The 18,178-nt window shown below is 38.6% G+C and carries 19 protein-coding genes; 18 read left to right on the top strand and 1 reads right to left on the bottom strand.

What is annotated here, in order from left to right; translation table 11 throughout:
* The first annotated feature begins 20 nt into the window (after positions 1-20).
* The 6 genes from dnaK to deoC all read left to right on the top strand — a co-directional run bounded on the left by dnaK (position 21) and on the right by deoC (position 7,101).
* Positions 21-1,856: a molecular chaperone DnaK gene (gene dnaK / locus COJ96_RS19925; protein ID WP_026563528.1), complete on the top strand. Its 1,836-nt coding sequence runs from the start codon at positions 21-23 to the stop codon at positions 1,854-1,856.
* A gap of 162 nt (positions 1,857-2,018) precedes the next feature.
* Entirely contained in the window at positions 2,019-3,146 is a 1,128-nt protein-coding gene (gene dnaJ, locus COJ96_RS19920) for a molecular chaperone DnaJ (RefSeq protein WP_098575552.1), read from the top strand.
* An 18-nt stretch (positions 3,147-3,164) separates the two neighbouring features.
* Complete coding sequence (prmA, locus tag COJ96_RS19915) at positions 3,165-4,106, top strand: 50S ribosomal protein L11 methyltransferase (protein ID WP_098575551.1); 942 nt, start codon at positions 3,165-3,167, stop codon at positions 4,104-4,106.
* A 97-nt stretch (positions 4,107-4,203) separates the two neighbouring features.
* Positions 4,204-4,953, top strand: a complete 750-nt coding sequence (locus tag COJ96_RS19910) for a 16S rRNA (uracil(1498)-N(3))-methyltransferase (RefSeq protein ID WP_098575550.1) — start codon at positions 4,204-4,206, stop codon at positions 4,951-4,953.
* A 6-nt stretch (positions 4,954-4,959) separates the two neighbouring features.
* Positions 4,960-6,327, top strand: coding sequence for a tRNA (N(6)-L-threonylcarbamoyladenosine(37)-C(2))-methylthiotransferase MtaB (gene mtaB, locus COJ96_RS19905; RefSeq protein WP_098575549.1), 1,368 nt, complete (start codon positions 4,960-4,962; stop codon positions 6,325-6,327).
* A 99-nt stretch (positions 6,328-6,426) separates the two neighbouring features.
* A complete protein-coding gene (gene deoC, locus COJ96_RS19900) occupies positions 6,427-7,101 on the top strand; it encodes a deoxyribose-phosphate aldolase (RefSeq protein ID WP_098575548.1) in 675 nt (224 codons plus the stop codon).
* Positions 7,102-7,125: 24 nt separating this feature from the next.
* Here deoC and COJ96_RS19895 read toward each other — a convergent pair whose 3' ends face one another.
* Positions 7,126-8,061: a Na/Pi symporter gene (locus COJ96_RS19895; RefSeq protein WP_098575547.1), complete on the bottom strand. Its 936-nt coding sequence runs from the start codon at positions 8,059-8,061 to the stop codon at positions 7,126-7,128.
* A 214-nt stretch (positions 8,062-8,275) separates the two neighbouring features.
* On the opposite strand from COJ96_RS19895, the gene rpsU reads away from it, so the two are divergent.
* The 12 genes from rpsU to era all read left to right on the top strand — a co-directional run bounded on the left by rpsU (position 8,276) and on the right by era (position 18,088).
* On the top strand, positions 8,276-8,449 hold the full coding sequence (rpsU, locus tag COJ96_RS19890) for a 30S ribosomal protein S21 (RefSeq protein ID WP_007087607.1): 174 nt from the start codon (positions 8,276-8,278) through the stop codon (positions 8,447-8,449).
* Between the two features lie 15 nt (positions 8,450-8,464).
* Positions 8,465-8,911, top strand: coding sequence for a GatB/YqeY domain-containing protein (locus tag COJ96_RS19885; protein WP_098575546.1), 447 nt, complete (start codon positions 8,465-8,467; stop codon positions 8,909-8,911).
* Between the two features lie 122 nt (positions 8,912-9,033).
* Complete coding sequence (locus tag COJ96_RS19880; protein ID WP_098575545.1) at positions 9,034-9,669, top strand: NfeD family protein; 636 nt, start codon at positions 9,034-9,036, stop codon at positions 9,667-9,669.
* Between the two features lie 15 nt (positions 9,670-9,684).
* Positions 9,685-10,677 carry a flotillin-like protein FloA gene (gene floA / locus COJ96_RS19875; protein WP_098575544.1) on the top strand — a complete coding sequence of 331 codons (993 nt, stop codon included), beginning with the start codon at positions 9,685-9,687 and terminating at the stop codon, positions 10,675-10,677.
* A 32-nt stretch (positions 10,678-10,709) separates the two neighbouring features.
* Complete coding sequence (locus COJ96_RS19870; RefSeq protein WP_098575543.1) at positions 10,710-11,147, top strand: hypothetical protein; 438 nt, start codon at positions 10,710-10,712, stop codon at positions 11,145-11,147.
* Positions 11,148-11,234: 87 nt separating this feature from the next.
* Complete coding sequence (yqfC, locus tag COJ96_RS19865) at positions 11,235-11,537, top strand: sporulation protein YqfC (RefSeq protein ID WP_026563539.1); 303 nt, start codon at positions 11,235-11,237, stop codon at positions 11,535-11,537.
* The gene (gene yqfD / locus COJ96_RS19860; protein WP_098575542.1) at positions 11,534-12,727 is read left to right on the top strand and encodes a sporulation protein YqfD; all 1,194 of its coding nucleotides are present in this window, start codon (positions 11,534-11,536) and stop codon (positions 12,725-12,727) included. Before yqfC ends, yqfD begins: the two co-directional genes overlap by 4 nt.
* Entirely contained in the window at positions 12,724-13,692 is a 969-nt protein-coding gene (locus COJ96_RS19855; protein ID WP_098575541.1) for a PhoH family protein, read from the top strand. Before yqfD ends, COJ96_RS19855 begins: the two co-directional genes overlap by 4 nt.
* A gap of 203 nt (positions 13,693-13,895) precedes the next feature.
* Positions 13,896-16,067 (top strand): HD family phosphohydrolase, encoded by a 2,172-nt coding sequence (locus tag COJ96_RS19850; RefSeq protein WP_098575540.1) that lies wholly within the window; start codon positions 13,896-13,898, stop codon positions 16,065-16,067.
* Positions 16,064-16,534 (top strand): rRNA maturation RNase YbeY, encoded by a 471-nt coding sequence (gene ybeY, locus COJ96_RS19845; RefSeq protein WP_098575539.1) that lies wholly within the window; start codon positions 16,064-16,066, stop codon positions 16,532-16,534. Before COJ96_RS19850 ends, ybeY begins: the two co-directional genes overlap by 4 nt.
* Complete coding sequence (locus COJ96_RS19840) at positions 16,518-16,898, top strand: diacylglycerol kinase family protein (protein WP_098575538.1); 381 nt, start codon at positions 16,518-16,520, stop codon at positions 16,896-16,898. The genes ybeY and COJ96_RS19840 overlap by 17 nt, the downstream gene beginning before the upstream one ends.
* A gap of 266 nt (positions 16,899-17,164) precedes the next feature.
* The gene (gene era / locus COJ96_RS19835) at positions 17,165-18,088 is read left to right on the top strand and encodes a GTPase Era (protein ID WP_026563545.1); all 924 of its coding nucleotides are present in this window, start codon (positions 17,165-17,167) and stop codon (positions 18,086-18,088) included.
* The last annotated feature ends 90 nt before the right edge of the window (positions 18,089-18,178 follow it).

Below are 18,178 nucleotides of genomic sequence, written 5' to 3'. Positions count from 1 at the left end.
ATTTTTAGGAGGAAAAGGAAATGAGTAAAATTATCGGTATCGACCTTGGTACAACTAACTCTTGTGTTGCAGTCCTTGAAGGTGGCGAACCAAAGGTTATTCCAAATCCAGAAGGTAATCGTACGGCTCCTTCCGTAATCGCGTTTAAAAATGGGGAACGCCAAGTTGGTGAAGTTGCTAAACGTCAAGCAATTACAAATCCAAACACGATCATGTCCATCAAACGCCATATGGGCACAAATTATAAAGTGGAAATTGAAGGAAAAGAATATACACCACAAGAATTATCTGCGATTATTCTTCAATACTTAAAGTCATATGCAGAAGATTATCTGGGCGAGCCAGTTACAAAGGCAGTAATTACAGTACCAGCGTACTTTAATGATGCAGAACGTCAAGCAACAAAAGATGCGGGGAAAATAGCTGGTCTTGAAGTAGAACGTATTATAAATGAGCCAACTGCTGCTGCACTTGCATATGGTTTAGACAAAACCGATGAAGATCAAACGATTCTTGTCTATGACCTTGGCGGTGGTACATTTGACGTTTCCATTCTAGAATTAGGAGACGGTGTCTTCCAAGTTAAATCAACTGCTGGTGATAATCGCCTTGGTGGAGATGATTTTGACCAAGTCGTAATTGATTACCTTGTAGACCAATTCAAAAAAGAGAATGGAATTGACCTCTCACAAGATAAAATGGCATTACAACGCTTAAAGGATGCAGCTGAAAAGGCGAAAAAGGACTTATCAGGTGTAACTTCTACGCAAATTTCATTACCATTTATCACTGCTGGTGCTGCTGGTCCGCTTCACCTTGAAGTTACTATGACTAGAGCAAAGTTTGATGAATTGTCTGCTCATCTTGTAGAGCGTACAATGGGTCCAACTCGCCAAGCATTAAGCGATGCTGGTTTAACTCCTTCAGAAATTGATAAAGTAATCCTTGTTGGTGGTTCAACACGTATTCCTGCTGTTCAAGAAGCAATTAAAAAAGCGACTGGACAAGAGCCGCATCGTGGGGTTAACCCTGATGAAGTGGTAGCAATGGGTGCTGCGATTCAAGGTGGAGTTATAACTGGGGATGTAAAAGACGTTGTATTACTTGACGTTACGCCACTTTCCCTTGGTATTGAAACAATGGGTGGTGTATTTACGAAACTAATCGATCGTAATACAACCATTCCAACATCTAAATCACAAGTATTCTCTACTGCTGCTGATAATCAGACAGCTGTTGATATTCATGTTCTTCAAGGGGAACGTCCAATGGCGGCTAATAACAAGACCCTAGGACGCTTCCAATTATCTGATATTCCACCAGCTCCACGTGGAATTCCGCAAATTGAAGTAAACTTTGATATCGATAAGAATGGTATCGTAAATGTTCGTGCAAAAGACCTTGGCACTAATAAAGAACAACAAATCACAATTAAGTCTTCAACTGGGCTTTCAGATGAAGAAATTCAAAACATGGTTAGAGAAGCTGAAGAAAACGCAGAAGCGGATAGACTGCGTAAAGAAGAAGTGGAACTTCGTAACGAAGCAGATCAACTTGTCTTTACAACAGAAAAGACTTTAAAAGATCTTGAAGGTAAGGTTGATGCTGGTGAAGTAGCTCAAGCTAATGAAGCTAAGGATGCGTTAAAAGCTGCGATTGAGAAAAACGACCTTGAAGAGATCCGTGCGAAAAAGGATGCATTACAAGAAATCGTTCAAGCTTTAACAGTTAAACTTTATGAACAAGCGGCAGCTGCTCAGCAAGCTCAACAGGGAGGCCCTGAGGCTGGAAATACTGCTGGTCCTAAGGATGATGTTGTTGACGCAGAATTTGAAGAAGTAAAAGAAGATAAATAGAAAAGCGGAAGCGCCTAGGCGCAGGAGCTAGACATTTATCCAAGTTTTCACAGCTCAGAAAAAAGTCAAAGTCAGAACTATGGGCTTTGGCTTTTTTATTGCATTAACATTGTGATGAATGATACAATAACCTTTATGTGACAGATTCGGGAGTGGGTAATCATGAGTAAACGGGATTACTATGAAGTACTAGGGCTAAGTAAAAGTGCTTCAAAGGATGAAATAAAAAAGGCCTATCGAAAGCTATCAAAACAATATCATCCAGATATTAATAAAGCAGCAGATGCGGCAGATAAATTTAAAGAAATAACAGAGGCATATGAAGTATTAAGCGATGATCAGAAAAAGGCCCATTATGACCAATTTGGCCATACGGATCCAAACCAAGGATTTGGCGGCGGTGATTTCGGCGGCGGCTTTGGAGGATTTGAGGACATCTTTAATACTTTCTTTGGCGGCGGTGGAGGCGGAAGAAGACGTGATCCAAACGCCCCAAGACAAGGAGCAGATCTTCAGTACACGATGACGGTTTCTTTTGAAGAAGCAGCCTTTGGGAAAGAAACAGATATTGAAATTCCTCGCGAAGAAACTTGTGGAACATGTAGCGGTTCTGGTGCGAAGCCTGGAACGAAACCAGAGACTTGCCAGCACTGTCATGGAACAGGTCAGTTAAATGTAGAGCAAAATACTCCATTTGGAAGAATCGTCAACCGACGTACTTGTAATCACTGTCATGGGACAGGGAAAGAAATTAAACATAAATGTTCTACTTGCGGTGGTAAAGGAAAAGTACAAAAACGCAAGAAAATTCATGTTAAAATCCCTGCGGGTATTGATGATGGTCAACAACTCCGTATGTCTGGACAGGGAGAAGCAGGAATTAACGGTGGACCTCCAGGGGATCTTTATGTTGTATTCCAAGTAAGGCAGCATGAGTTTTTTGAAAGAGATGGCGATGATATTTATTGTGAAATGCCGATCACTTTCGTTCAAGCGTCACTAGGTGATGAGATTGAAGTGCCTACCCTACACGGGAAAGTGAAACTAAAAATTCCTGCAGGTACTCAAACGGGGAAAAAATTCCGTTTAAAAGGAAAAGGTGTTCCTAATGTTCGTGGATACGGTGTTGGCGATCAATATATTATTGTTCGAATTATTACCCCAACAAAGTTATCTGATAAACAGAAGCAGCTTTTAAAAGAATTCGCAGAGCTTAGTGGCTCTTCACCGATTGGTGAACACGAAGAAAGTTTTTTCTCAAAAGTAAAACGTGCCTTTAAAAGCGAGTAAGGATTGGAGTTGGTAGATGTGAAATGGTCTGAAATCAGTATTCACACAACAAATGAGGCGATTGAACCTATTTCTCATATTTTGCACGAAGCTGGGGCGAGTGGCGTAGTCATTGAAGATCCATTTGAACTAACGAAAGAAAGACAAGATCAATTTGGAGAAATCTATCAACTCAATCCCGATGATTATCCAGATGAAGGCGTGATTTTAAAGGCGTACCTTCCGGTTAATAGCTTTTTAGGTGAAACGGTGGATGCCATTAAGGAATCCATTAATAATTTGATTATTCATAATATCGATATCGGTAAAAATAAAGTGACAATAAGTGAAGTAAATGAAGAAGAATGGGCAACAGCATGGAAAAAATATTATCATCCTGTGAAAATTTCTGAAAAATTTACAATAGTACCAACTTGGGAGATTTATACTCCGGTCAGCAGTGATGAATTAATCATTGAATTAGATCCAGGAATGGCGTTTGGAACTGGAACACATCCGACTACTGTCTTGTGTATTCAGGCTCTTGAAAGAACTGTTCGTCCTGGTGACCGGGTTATCGATGTGGGAACGGGATCGGGAGTTTTAAGCATTGCCGCAGCTATGCTAGGTGCTGAAGATGTTCGTGCATTTGATCTTGATGAAGTAGCAGTAACAACAGCCAGAGTGAATATTAAACTTAATAAAGTAAGCGATCGAGCAGTTACTGCCCAAAATAATCTATTGGATGGGGTAGAGGAAAATTCTGCTGATGTTATTGTAGCTAATATATTGGCCGAAGTAATTTTACGGTTTACTGAAGATGCTGCAAAAGTTGTCAAACCTGGCGGATCGTTCATTGCCTCTGGGATCATTCAGCAGAAAAAAGATCAAGTCAAAGATGCGTTAGTGGCTGTTGGCTTTGAGATATCCGAAACTATTTTGATGGAAGATTGGGTTGCTATTGTTGCCAAACGGATATAATGGTTGAATAAGGGGGGGAACATACCCCTTTTTTTCATTGTATAGGAAATAATAAAATAATTAAAAGTGCAAATGGTTTAAGAGAGGGTGCAAAAGTGTGCAACGATACTTTGTTAAACAACGAGTAAACGACGGGCGCTTTTTGATTGATGATGAAGACCGCCATCATATCGTAAAAGTTATGCGCATGCAAATTGGTGACCAAATTATTTGTGTTGATCTAGAGGGGAAGCAAGCAGTATGTGCTCTTGCAGAAATTACCGATACAAGTGTTGTTGCAGACGTTGTACAATGGATAGATGGGGTTTCTGAACTGCCCATTTCAATTACGATTGCTAGTGGACTGCCTAAAGGGGACAAGTTGGAATGGATTATCCAAAAAGGAACAGAACTAGGTGCGTATCAATTCCTACCATTTGCAGCAGCTCGTTCAGTTGTTAAATGGGATGAAAAAAAAGCAGCGAAAAAAGTAGACAGATGGCAAAAAATTGCAAAAGAAGCTGCGGAGCAATCCCATCGTGCCCTTTTACCAGATGTCCTTAGTGCCATTAGCTTTAAAGATTTGCTCTTAAAAAGCAAAGATTTTCATTATAAATTAGTTGCCTTTGAGGAAGAGAGTAGAAAAGGGGAAACTTCCGTTTTTGCTGATACACTAAAAAAAATCAATAAAGGTGAAACACTCCTTATCGTTTTTGGCCCAGAAGGCGGCTTAACTGATGAAGAAGTTAGGCAATTAAAGGATAGCGATTTTGCAGTTTGTGGGTTAGGTCCGAGGATATTACGAACCGAAACAGCCCCTTTATATGCACTATCGGCAATTTCCTATCATTTTGAATTAATGAGGTGAAAAATAATGGCAACAGTTGCGTTTCATACTTTAGGTTGTAAAGTTAATCATTATGAAACTGAAGCTATTTGGCAGTTATTCAAACAAGAAGGATACGAACGGGTTGATTTTGAATCAATTTCGGACGTCTATATTATCAATACTTGTACCGTAACAAATACTGGCGACAAAAAGAGCCGTCAAGTCATTCGCCGTGCCGTTAGGAAAAATCCTGATGCGGTTATTTGTGTAACAGGATGCTATGCACAAACATCCCCTGCTGAAATTATGGCTATTCCTGGTGTTGATGTTGTGGTGGGAACACAGGACCGTATAAAAATGCTTGAATATATTGAGCAATACAAGCTTGAGCGTCAGCCAATTAATGGGGTTGGCAATATCATGAAAAGCCGCGTCTATGAAGAACTAGATGTTCCCTCCTTTACAGACAGGACTCGTGCTTCTTTAAAAATTCAAGAGGGTTGTAACAATTTCTGTACTTTCTGTATTATTCCTTGGGCCCGCGGGTTAATGAGATCACGTGATCCGAAGGAAGTAATTCGGCAAGCCCAGCAATTAGTTAATGCAGGTTATCAAGAAATTGTTCTTACAGGTATTCACACAGGCGGATATGGGGAAGACATGAAGGATTACAATCTTGCCCAATTACTTCGTGATTTGGAAGCAGTAAATGGCCTAAAGCGCCTGCGCATTTCATCTATAGAAGCAAGTCAGATTACTGATGAAGTAATTGAAGTGATTAAACACTCACCTATAGTAGTCCGACATTTGCATATTCCGTTACAATCTGGGTCGAATTCTGTCTTAAAAAGAATGCGCCGTAAATATACAATGGAGTTCTTTGGAGAAAGATTAGATCGACTAAAAGAAGTTCTTCCAGGTCTTGCTGTCACGTCTGACGTTATTGTCGGTTTCCCAGGTGAAACTGAGGAAGAGTTTATGGAAACATATAATTTTATTAATGAGCATAAATTTTCTGATCTACATGTGTTCCCTTATTCTAAACGTACAGGAACTCCCGCTGCTCGGATGGAAAACCAAGTCGATGAAGAAATAAAAAATGAACGAGTTCATCGCCTCATCGCGCTTTCTGATCAATTGGCAAAAGAATATGCTTCAAGATTTGAGGGTGAAGTCCTCGAAGTAATCCCTGAAGAGGTGTCAGCAGAAGAAGCCGATTCTGGTTATCTAATCGGATACACTGATAACTACATGAAGGTTATTTTCTCGGCGCCAGAGGATATGATTGGTAAAATTGTTAAAGTTAAAATTAACCAAGCTGGATACCCGTACAATCGTGGGCAATTTGTTAAGGTTGTTGAGGAGTCAATTTCCAAAACAGAATTGTTTATTGAAGAAGAAGCTGCCATTTAAGGACCATTTAGGTCCTTTTTTTTTATTGTGTTTAGGTTAAACTATGGACAGCAGCATATTACTTTCTAATATTATTTGGCAATCGAAGGGAGTTTGTACATGGCTACTAAAAATATTGCTGCAATGATTGATCACACACTACTGAAGCCAGAAGCGACAAAGCAGCAAATTGAAGCACTTTGCCAGGAGGCGAAGGAATATAAATTTGCTTCGGTTTGTGTAAACCCTACATGGGTAAGTACCGCAAAAGAATTGTTGCAAGGTAGTGGAGTGATGGTTTGTACCGTAATTGGATTTCCATTAGGGGCAACCACTTCTGAAACAAAAGCATTTGAAACGAAAAACGCAATTGATCATGGCGCGGAAGAAGTGGATATGGTCATTAATATTGGAGCCCTCAAAGATGGTAACGATGAATTAGTGGAAAACGATATCCGAGCTGTTGTTGAGGCTGCAAAGGGTAAGGCACATACGAAGGTGATTATAGAAACTAGTCTGTTATCAAAAGAGGAAAAAATTCGAGCCTGTGAGCTTTCTTTAAAGGCTGGTGCAGATTTTGTTAAAACTTCCACAGGATTCTCTACAGGTGGAGCGACGCCAGAGGACATTGCCCTAATGAGAAAAACAGTCGGTCCAGACATGGGTGTAAAAGCATCTGGTGGGGTTAGAAGTACAGAAGATGTCCAAAAAATGATTGAGGCCGGCGCAACAAGAATTGGAGCAAGTTCAAGTATCGCTATCATCAATGGCCTTACAGTGACTTCCACTTATTAAAAAAGACGGCGAATGCCGTCTTTTTTAGGTGATTTTAGATGGTCTATCATGTAAAAATAAAATCATCTTGCCAAATCTCGTTGCAAAAGGTAGGACAATTATCGAAGTAACTACATTAAAAATGACGCTAATATGTGCTAATTGTACATTTTTGGTCTCTGCAAGAAGTGGGGCATTTTCAGTAAGTGTTGGGATTAGTGGGATAAACAGCAAAACCCCAAATACATTGAGCCAAACATGCGCAAATGCAGCTAATCTCGATTCCTTGCCGCCGCCAATCGAAGCAATTAGAGCGGTGATACAAGTACCAATATTTGCACCAAGGACAATAGCTATACCCGCATCTAGCTGCAAGAGTCCGGTTAATAAAAAACTCATTGCAATTCCAGTCATCGCAGTACTCGATTGAATAATGGCTGTAATAATTGTACCAGTTAACAGGCTTAAAAGAATATGATTATTAATGGAAAGGATAAAATTATTGATAAAATTCATAGATGTTAATGGGACTGCAAGCATCTCGAACCCTTTCATAGCTGCAAAAACTGAAGAGATACCAAATAGCAGCATCCCGATACTTCTTGCTTTTTTATTTTTTAATAAAATAAGCAGAGCTCCGCAAATGGCGAGAGGAACGAGTACTTTATCTATATTAAAGGTAATTAATTCTGTTTTAAAGGTAGTTCCAATATTTGTACCGAGAATTATTCCAATTGACTGAGGGAAGGTCATTATTCTTGCTGAAATTAACCCAATTGTAATTACCATTACGGCAGTACTACTTTGTAAAAGTGCAGTAATAAATGTCCCTGTTAGCATCCCTTTTAAAGGAGTACTAGTAAGTTTAATCAGCCACCCTTTTAATTTGTTGGCCGATAAATTAAACAATGCAAATCGCATAATGGTCATCCCAAAGATAAATAATAAAATGCAAAGAACAAATAATAATATGTATAGCATTATACGGCCCCCCTCGCTTCATTGTATGGTTGTACTATGAGGGACATGCCAGTTTTTAAGGAAATAAGACAAGTCTTCAATTAATTGAATAAAAAAATAAAAAGCTTGTTTTATCAATGCGAATTTCAGTTGACCTTGTATCAAGGTTATATTATAATTGCAAGGTACATGGATTGAATGTTAGTGTGTTGTGTTTCGGAGGGAGGGAAAGAGAATGTCTAAAACCGTCGTTCGTAAAAACGAATCGCTTGAAGATGCTCTTCGTCGCTTCAAACGTACAGTATCAAAAACTGGTACTTTGCAAGAGGCAAGAAAGCGCGAATTTTATGAAAAGCCAAGTGTAAAACGTAAGAAAAAGTCTGAAGCAGCTAGAAAACGTAAGTTTTAAGAGAGGGTGTAATACATGAGTCTTCTCGAGCGTTTGAATAATGATATGAAACAAGCGATGAGAAACAAGGAAAAAGACAAACTCTCAGTCATTCGGATGGTTAAGGCTTCATTGCAAAATGAAGCTATTAAGCTCGGCACGAAAGAGCTTTCCGATGATGTTGAGTTAACAGTCCTTTCTCGCGAAGTGAAACAACGCAAAGACTCCCTCCATGAATTTGGTAAAGCTGGTCGTGAAGACCTAGTTGATAAGTTGCGCACGGAATTGGCTATTGTTGAATTATATATGCCAAAACAGCTTTCTGAAGAGGAACTGGCAGAGATTGTTAAAGAAACGATTTCTGAAGTCGGCGCAAAATCAAAAGCAGAAATGGGAAAAGTGATGTCTGCGATTATGCCTAAAGTTAAGGGTAAAGCAGATGGGGCACTTGTAAATAAACTTGTACAACAACACCTTTCATAGTATTCTGACATAAAGACTGCAGGTCAATGGCCTGCAGTCTTTTTAATTTTAATAATGAAACTTAATTCATTTACATACGTAATAAGTATAGTCGAGACTAAAGAAAGAAAGGGGGCTCTCGAATGACACAATTTCTTACTGACCCGATTGTTGTAACCATCCTTTTATCGATTGCGGGAATCGGAATTGTACTGGAGCTATTTTCAACAAGGTTTGGTGTGGCAGGATTTATCGGTGTGTTAGCGCTCATATTATTCTTTTATGGCCATTTCCAAGCGGGTCTTGCGGGCTATGGGACCTTACTATTATTTGTGGCAGGTTTAATCCTTATATTCCTCGAGTTCTTTTTACCAGGAGCTATTGCCGGTACACTAGGTGTGGCTGCATTAATATTAAGTCTTTTTTTAGCAGGAGAAGATACGATCCAAATCGGCGTATCTATCTTAATAGCTATTTTCTTATCCGTATTAATTTTCTTTATGATGATTAAGATTTTTAATAAAAAACTTGTTCTATTTAATAAAATGGTCCTATTTGATTCAGCAAGGAAAGAAGATGGATATGTCTCCAATATTAACAGGACTGATTTGTTGGGAAAAGAAGGTTTCGCCCTAACAGTATTGCGGCCTGCTGGAACTGTTATTATTAATAATGAACGAGTCGATGTAGTTAGTGAAGGCGGCTTTATCGAGCAGAACGCTCTTGTTAAAGTGATAAAAGTCGAAGGGGCACGTATTGTTGTAAGAGAGTTAAATTAAAAAGGGGGTTTAAATATGTTAGCAAGTAACGGAACAATTTTTATTATTGCGGTTGTAGTAGTTGCCTTACTATTATTAGGAATCTTATTATCATTTGTACCGGTCATGCTGTGGATTTCCGCACTGGCAGCAGGTGTACGTATCAGTATCTTTACCTTAGTTGGAATGAGGCTTCGGAGGGTAACGCCAAGCAGGGTGGTTAATCCCCTTATAAAGGCCCATAAAGCGGGTTTAAACGTTACCACTAATCAACTGGAGAGCCATTACCTAGCCGGCGGTAATGTTGACAGAGTCGTAAATGCTCTAATTGCTGCACACCGGGCTAATATTGAATTATCCTTTGAACGTTGTGCTGCTATTGATCTAGCTGGTCGTGATGTTTTAGAAGCGGTTCAGATGAGTGTTAACCCAAAAGTCATTGAGACGCCATTTATCGCTGGTGTGGCTATGAATGGGATTGAAGTAAAGGCAAAAGCAAGAATTACTGTTCGTGCTAACATCGAACGACTTGTTGGTGGTGCCGGCGAAGAAACGGTGGTTGCTCGTGTCGGGGAGGGTGTTGTCTCTACCATTGGTTCGTCAGATAGTCATAGCAAAGTGCTTGAGAATCCAGATCTGATTTCCCAAACTGTTCTTTCTAAAGGCCTTGATGCTGGCACGGCCTTTGAAATCCTCTCCATCGATATTGCGGATGTAGATATCGGTAAAAATATTGGAGCTGAATTACAAACAGAGCAAGCAGAAGCAGATAAGAAAATTGCTCAAGCGAAAGCGGAAGAGCGCCGGGCGATGGCAGTGGCTCTAGAACAAGAAATGAAAGCAAAGGTTCAAGAGATGAGGGCAAAGGTTGTAGAATCCGAGGCAGAGGTTCCACTGGCAATGGCTCAAGCACTTAAATCGGGCAATATAGGTGTAATGGATTATATGAACTATAAAAATATTTCAGCAGACACTGATATGAGAGGTTCTATCGGTAAGATGACTGGAGACAAAAAAGATGGACAATAATCCACTTTGGGATATGAAAGGGGTGGAGATTATTGGAAAGCATACTATTTATGATTATCATCGGTATTGCTTCTATGGTTTTCCGTAATGCCAAAGGGAAGAAAGGAACAACTAGAAACAAAACATTTTCAAAGGAAACTTTTGAGGAAATTCGAACTTTGGTAAAAAAACAACTGGATTTTGAGGAATCTCGAACAACTGGACCCTTACCATCAAAGAATATTCCAGATACTCCAAAAGATAATCTTGAAAATAAATACCTTCAACTAAAACAAAAGCCTGAGGTCAATCGGATCGGAATGTCCGTTGGCCAACAAAAGGCTGAAAAAGTAGATGGAAATCCTAGACCGGTAGAGGACAGCAACATCGCCCTAAATTCCGATGAAAAAACGCTCATTAACAGTATTATTTGGGCTGAGATTCTAGGGGAACCACGGTCAAAAAAACCATACCGTCCGAGAAACAGTTAGTGGTAAATCAACTTAGTTAATACGAAAAAGGTGTGCTAGAACGTCCTTTCATTTCATAAATATGAGATGAAAGGGGGTTCTTTTTTTATGGCGAAAAACTGGGCCGGGCGGGTTCGTAACTGGATGGCTAAAAAAATGGATCTTCCTCAAGATGTCATGATGGATTTACCCCGTATTACGATGATCGGGCAAATTCATGTCTATATTGAGAATCATCGAGGGTTGTTGGTATTTACTGATAAGGAACTTCGCTTGCTGTTAAAGCAAGGACAGTTATTAATAAAAGGAAAATCCTTTGTGATTAAAACCATTTTACCTGAAGAAATTTTGCTAGAAGGGAAAATTGATCAGGTCATTTATATAAATGAAAATCCGGGAGGAACAAAATGAATAACCAGTGGATCGAATTTTTTAATGGCAGGGTTACTGTAAAAGTATCAGGAAAGGGCACTGAACGTTTTATTAATGTCCTGACAAGAAATGATTTTCCAATCTGGAATATCAAAAGACATGGAACCGAGACAATAACGTTTAATATGAGGCTTAAAGATGCCAAGAGTATCAGGCGATATGCAAGGAAAAGCAATTGCTCAGTATCCTTTTTACGAAGGAACGGGCTTCCTTTTTTATTTCGCAGAATGTTGAAAAATAGTGGTTTTATAGCAGGTGCAGGAATTTTCTTGTTCCTATTATTGCTTCTGTCTAATGTTATCTGGGGAATAGAAATTAAAGGCGCAAAACCTGCAACAGAGTACCAAATCCGTAAAGAGTTGGACAAGATGGGCGTAAAAATTGGAAAGTTACAATTTTTTGTAGATAATGTGGAAGGTATTCAGAGGAAACTGACTAATAATGTCGGGGACTTAACATGGGTTGGTGTGGAGTTAAAGGGGACAACCTTTCACCTCCAAGTAGTTGAAAAAAATGAGCCCAAAAAACCCGAGCATTTATCACCGCGGAATCTTATTGCGAAAAAGAAAGCAATAATAGTTAATATGTATATTGAAAATGGTCAAAAAATGGTGGATATTCATGATCACGTAGACAAAGGTCAACTCCTTGTTTCAGGTGCATTTGGACAAGAAGATAGCCCAGAATTGGTTGCTGCTAAGGGTGAGGTCTGGGGCGAAACATGGTATAAAAGTCACGTTGAACTCCCGTTAGAAACCAACTTTAAAGTTTTTAACGGTAAAGAAAAGGAAAAACATTTTATATTACTTGGCAATTTTGAACTCCCAGTTTGGGGGTTTGGTAAGCCAGAATTCAGTAATTATGAAACAGAAGAGAATGTTCATAAAATTCATTTCTTGAAGTGGGAATTACCAGTTTCTTACCTCAATAAGACCCTTCGCGAGCGAGAAGAGGTGCAGCGTTCTTATACTAATAAAGAGGCGCAGCAAATAGCAATTGAACTTGCAAAAAAACAAATAAAAGGGCAGTTAGATGAAGATGCTATTATAAAGGATGAAAAAATTTTACACAAAGCAAATAAAAATGGTAAAGTTATACTGGATATTCATTTTAAGGTAATAGAAAATATTGCGGTCGGACAACCGATTTCCAAGGAGACTAGTGAATGACAGAAAAGTTAACTACCATAAGTGTACAGCTTGAAAATCCTGCAGAAGCAATTAGTTTGCTAGGGAATTCAGATTCCAATTTAAAAATCATTGAACAGGAACTTGGAGTCACAGTCATTACGCGTGGTGAAGCAGTTAGTTTGTCAGGGGACGAAGAAAAAGTTACTCTGGCAGGGCAGATTCTTAATAAATTAATGATCGTGATCCGTAAAGGGATAAATATTAGTCAAAGAGATGTCCTGTATGCTGTGCAAATGGCGAATGCAGGGACATTGGAATATTTTGTGAATTTATACGAAGAAGAAATTGGTAAAAATGTAAAAGGAAAAACTATTCGAATTAAAACACTTGGTCAAAGACAGTATGTGATGGCCATCAAAAAAAATGACCTTGTATTTGGGATTGGGCCTGCTGGAACGGGTAAAACCTATTTAGCTGTGGTCATGGCTGTTAACGCTCTTAAAAATGGACAGGTAAATAAAATAATTCTAACAAGACCAGCGGTTGAGGCAGGGGAAAGTCTAGGCTTTTTACCAGGAGACTTAAAGGAAAAAGTGGATCCATATTTACGGCCATTATACGATGCACTTCATGATATATTGGGGGCAGAGCATACACAAAGGTTAATGGAAAGAGGGACGATAGAGATTGCCCCGCTTGCTTATATGAGGGGACGGACATTGGATGATGCATTTGTCATCTTAGATGAAGCCCAAAATACAACACATGCACAAATGAAAATGTTTTTAACAAGGCTTGGATTTGGGTCTAAAATGGTTATCACTGGGGATCAAACACAAATTGATTTGCCAAAAGGGGCAAAATCCGGCTTAGTTGCAGCGGAAGCAATCTTAAAAAATGTCAACGGAATATCGTTTATCTTTTTAGAACAAACGGATGTTGTTCGACATCCGCTCGTTGGCAGAATTATTGAGGCATACGAGAAGAAGGCAATTCAACAATAACAAGGGGTAAACCTATAAGGTTTGCCTCTTTTTTTCTAAAAAAATGTAGTAAAAACAAATCTTCTCCTAAAGAAGGTGAAACTTGTACGAAAAACTGTTATCATTTTACATGAAGCAAAAACAGTGAAAATATGACAATTATTGAGAATTGATTTATGAACAATTTGAATCTTTTTTCAAGGGCAGTGGTTGGAGGGATATAGTTGGGTAAACTTCAGCAATACTTCATACGGATACGTAAGCTGCTGGATATAACTTTCTTTCTAGTACTATTCTTTATAATGTTAGGTACCGTTTTATTAGCAGCAATGTATAGTAATGTAAAACCTGAGAAATTAGATTTAAGCCTATTTTCAGTTGCGGAAAAAACAATTCGTTCACCAGGAACAGTAGAAGATAGAAAAAGTACAGAAAATAAGCGTAAAGAAGCAATAGATCAGGTTCAGGATGTCTATACCTTAAAAAAAGAATACACACAAAATCGAGTGGATTTAATTAGCTCCATTTTTCAAGCCACAGTTGAGATGAATGATGAAATAAAAGAAGAAATAAATAAGCATGCTGAGTTAGCAGCAAAAGAAAAACCTGATAAAGCTGAACCAAGTGATTCGGAAAAAATGGACCGGTTAAAAGCGAAATTAACACCAAATGTCTCCAAGGGACTTTCTGATCAAGTCTTTGTTGCTTTAGTACAAGCCAATCCTGATGAATTATCGATTGCTAAGGATTTAACTGTTACAGCGATTAATAATGTAATGGCCCAAAGGATTTCTGCAGATGATGTTGAGAATGCCAAGAAAAGAGTAGAGGAAGAATTAAAATACACCACCTTGAATGATAATTTAAGAAGGGGTGTCATCGAATTAGGCAGGTATGCTATTATTCAAAATGAGTTTTATGACCCTAATGCGACCGAGGAACTGAGGCAGCAAGCAGTAGAAAGTGTGGAACCTGCCAAAATTCTACAGGGGCAAATTATTGTTGAAGAAGGAGAGTTAATTAACCAGGATATTTATCGGCAATTAAAGTTGGTCGGTCTCCTTGATAATGAACGACCTTTCAAACCCTTTATTGGCTTAATCGTTCTAATAACGATTATTCTATCAGCTATCTATTTTTATTTTTCTCAAATTAAGTCTATACCAGGAAAAAAGCAGACGGACTTGTTATTATTTGGGATAATATTCATCCTTACGATACTTATAATGAAAATCATCAGCATGCTGCAAATTTTTAATTATGCTGGAATTGGCTATTTATTCCCTGCTGCTTTAGGAGGGATGTTAATTAAAATATTAATTGATGAAAAGTTAGCCACGCTAATGTCTATTATCATGGCGGTTTGCGGCAGTATTTTATTTAATGAAGGGGTTACGGGGACTTTAAATTTTTCAGAGGGTATCTATATCCTATTCAGTTCCTTGGCGGGTATCCTATTTTTAAGTAAACTTAATCAACGGTCGAAAATCTTTCAGGCAGGCTCCTTTGCCGCACTCGTAAACCTGTTAACTATCTTAGCGTTAATGTATTTGCCGAATGGGCAATTTACTGGAATTGAGTATGGATATTATCTTATTACAGCCCTTGTTTCAGGAATAGGTTCAGCGGTACTAACGATTGGACTCCTTCCTTTTTTTGAGGCGAGTTTCGGAATCTTATCAACGATGAGGCTAATCGAACTTTCTAATCCCAACCATCCATTGCTTAGAAAAATTTTAATGGAAGCACCAGGTACATATCATCATAGTGTGATGGTCGCTAATTTAGCGGAATCTGCTTGTGAAGCAATTGGAGCGAATGGTCTTTTAGCGAGAGTAGGAAGTTATTATCATGATATTGGAAAAACAAAGCGCCCGAATTTTTATATTGAAAATCAGATGCATCTTGAGAATCCACATGATCGCCTCCCGCCAGATAAAAGCGCGAATATTATTATCGCACATGTAACAGATGGATCTTCTATTTTGAAAAAATACAATATGCCCAAGGAAATTATTGATATTGCCGAGCAGCATCATGGAACTACCTTGCTAAAATTCTTTTACCACAAAGCAGCCCAAGCTGATACTGAAGTTAAGGAAGAAGATTATCGATATCCTGGACCTAAGGCACAAACAAAAGAGTCTGCAGTAGTTGGGATTGCTGATAGTGTAGAAGCGGCTGTTCGCTCTTTATCCCAGCCTACGCCTGAATTAATTGAGTCACTAGTTAAGAAAATTGTTGCGGATCGTCTTCAAGATGGACAATTAAACGAATGTGATCTCACTATGAGAGAAATTGAAACGGTTTCTGAAGCGTTATGTGAAACTTTAAAAGGGATTTTTCACTCCAGAATTGAGTATCCAGAAATGATAAAGAAGGTGAAGCAAGCATGACATTACTAATTGATTGTATTGATGAAACTGAAACACTTACAGAAGAACAAATGCTTGAAATCGAACGGGTAATTAACTTTGCCGCAAAAAAACAGGATGTGGAAGAGCATAGTGAGGTTTCTGTCACATTTGTTTCAAACGAAAGAATTCAAGAAATAAATCGAGAATACCGGGATAAAGACAAGCCAACAGATGTTATCTCGTTTGCGATGGAAGAACTAGGGGAAGGTGAAATGGAATTTGTAGGAGCCGATATGCCTCGGGTTTTGGGTGATATCATTATCTCTGTTCCAAAAGCAATCGAGCAGGCAGAAGAATATGGGCATTCTTTTTTACGTGAACTTGGTTTTCTAGCTGTACATGGATTCTTGCATCTCCTGGGTTATGATCACATGACGGCAGAAGAGGAGAAAGAAATGTTTACATTGCAGAAGGATATTTTAGACGAATATGGACTCAAACGCTAAACCGGCACAGTATGGGTTTTTAAGGTCATTTTCGTTTGCATTTGCGGGGATTGCAACTGCCCTGAGGGGCGAGAGGAATATGCGCTTCCATTTTTTTAGTTCGATTGTTGTTTTACTTATTTCTTTTTATTTTTCAATTACTAAATTTGAATGGTTATTCATCCTTATGGCAATTGGAGGAATGTTTGCGCTGGAAATAGTGAATACAGCTATCGAAAGAGTAGTAGATCTCGTTACAGGAGAATATCATTCCTTGGCAAAACAGGCGAAAGATTTGGCGGCTGGCGCCGTCTTTGTATATGCCGTTCTTTCATTTGTCATTGGGATTGTGATCTTTATACCTTATATTCTAGAGTTATTTTAAATAGTTAGAATAGGGGATTCGATGTAATTTGAAATCGAATAATGAATTCGGTAAAATGACTCTACAGCGAAAAAAAGTGGACTCGCTAATTTATGAGAAAATTCTAATTTTTTAATTTTTTTCATCTATATGTAATGATTTTCAATGGATTTTGAGGTAAAATAAAGGAACAGCAGACATCTGCTGGAAGGGAAGAACACGAGTGAATATCGAACACCTAATTGAAGAAGCAACAGTATGTGTTACTGTAACATCGGAGGATCTCCATGTTAAATAATGAGAACTCCAGCAAAGGTTATAAGTCAGGTTTTATTTCTATAATTGGCCGGCCCAATGTCGGGAAATCCACGTTTCTAAATCGGGTGATTGGCCAAAAAATCGCGATCATGAGTGATAAAGCGCAAACCACTCGTAACAAAATCCAAGGCGTGTTAACAGTAAATGATGCACAAATGATCTTTATTGATACGCCAGGAATTCATAAACCAAAGCACAAATTAGGCGATTTTATGATGAAGGTAGCAGTGAATACGCTTAAAGAAGTAGACTTGATTTTGTTTATGGTGAATGCCGAAGAAGGGTTTGGCCGTGGCGAAGAATTTATCCTTGAAAAATTTCAAACCGTTAATACGCCAATTTTTCTTGTCATTAATAAAATTGATCAAGTTCATCCAGATAAATTATTACCAATTATTGAATCATATCAAGAAAAATATCCATTTAAAGAAATTGTCCCCATCTCAGCACTTGAAGGTAATAATGTCGAAAGATTGCTCGAGCAGATTAAGTCTTTCTTGCCAGAGGGACCACAATACTATCCAGCAGACCAAGTGACAGATCACCCGGAACGTTTTATTATTACAGAGCTTATCAGGGAGAAAGCCCTTCACTTAACAAGAGAAGAAATTCCACACTCACTTGCTGTTGTTCTTGACAAAATGGAGCGACGAGAGGGTAAGGACATGATCGATGTCATGGCAACCGTAATTGTTGAACGTGATTCCCAAAAAGGAATCATAATTGGAAAGCAAGGAAGTATGTTAAAAGAAATTGGGAAGCGTGCACGGGCAGATATAGAAAATCTTTTAGGGTCTAAGGTGTATTTAGAGTTATGGGTAAAAGTTCAAAAAGACTGGCGTAATAAGATGTCCCAGCTTCGAGATTATGGTTTTAACGAAGATGAATATTAATTAACCCTAACTAAAGTATTACTGTTTATTTCAAATTATACATGGACAACATTAACAAATATTTCGTCTTATGATTTTTGCGCTGGCAGG

The sequence above is a fragment of the Bacillus sp. AFS073361 genome (assembly GCF_002567005.1).
Classification (GTDB): domain Bacteria; phylum Bacillota; class Bacilli; order Bacillales; family Cytobacillaceae; genus Neobacillus.
The sequence above is the reverse complement of the archived record's forward strand: the minus strand, read 5'-3'. Positions and strand labels throughout refer to the sequence as shown.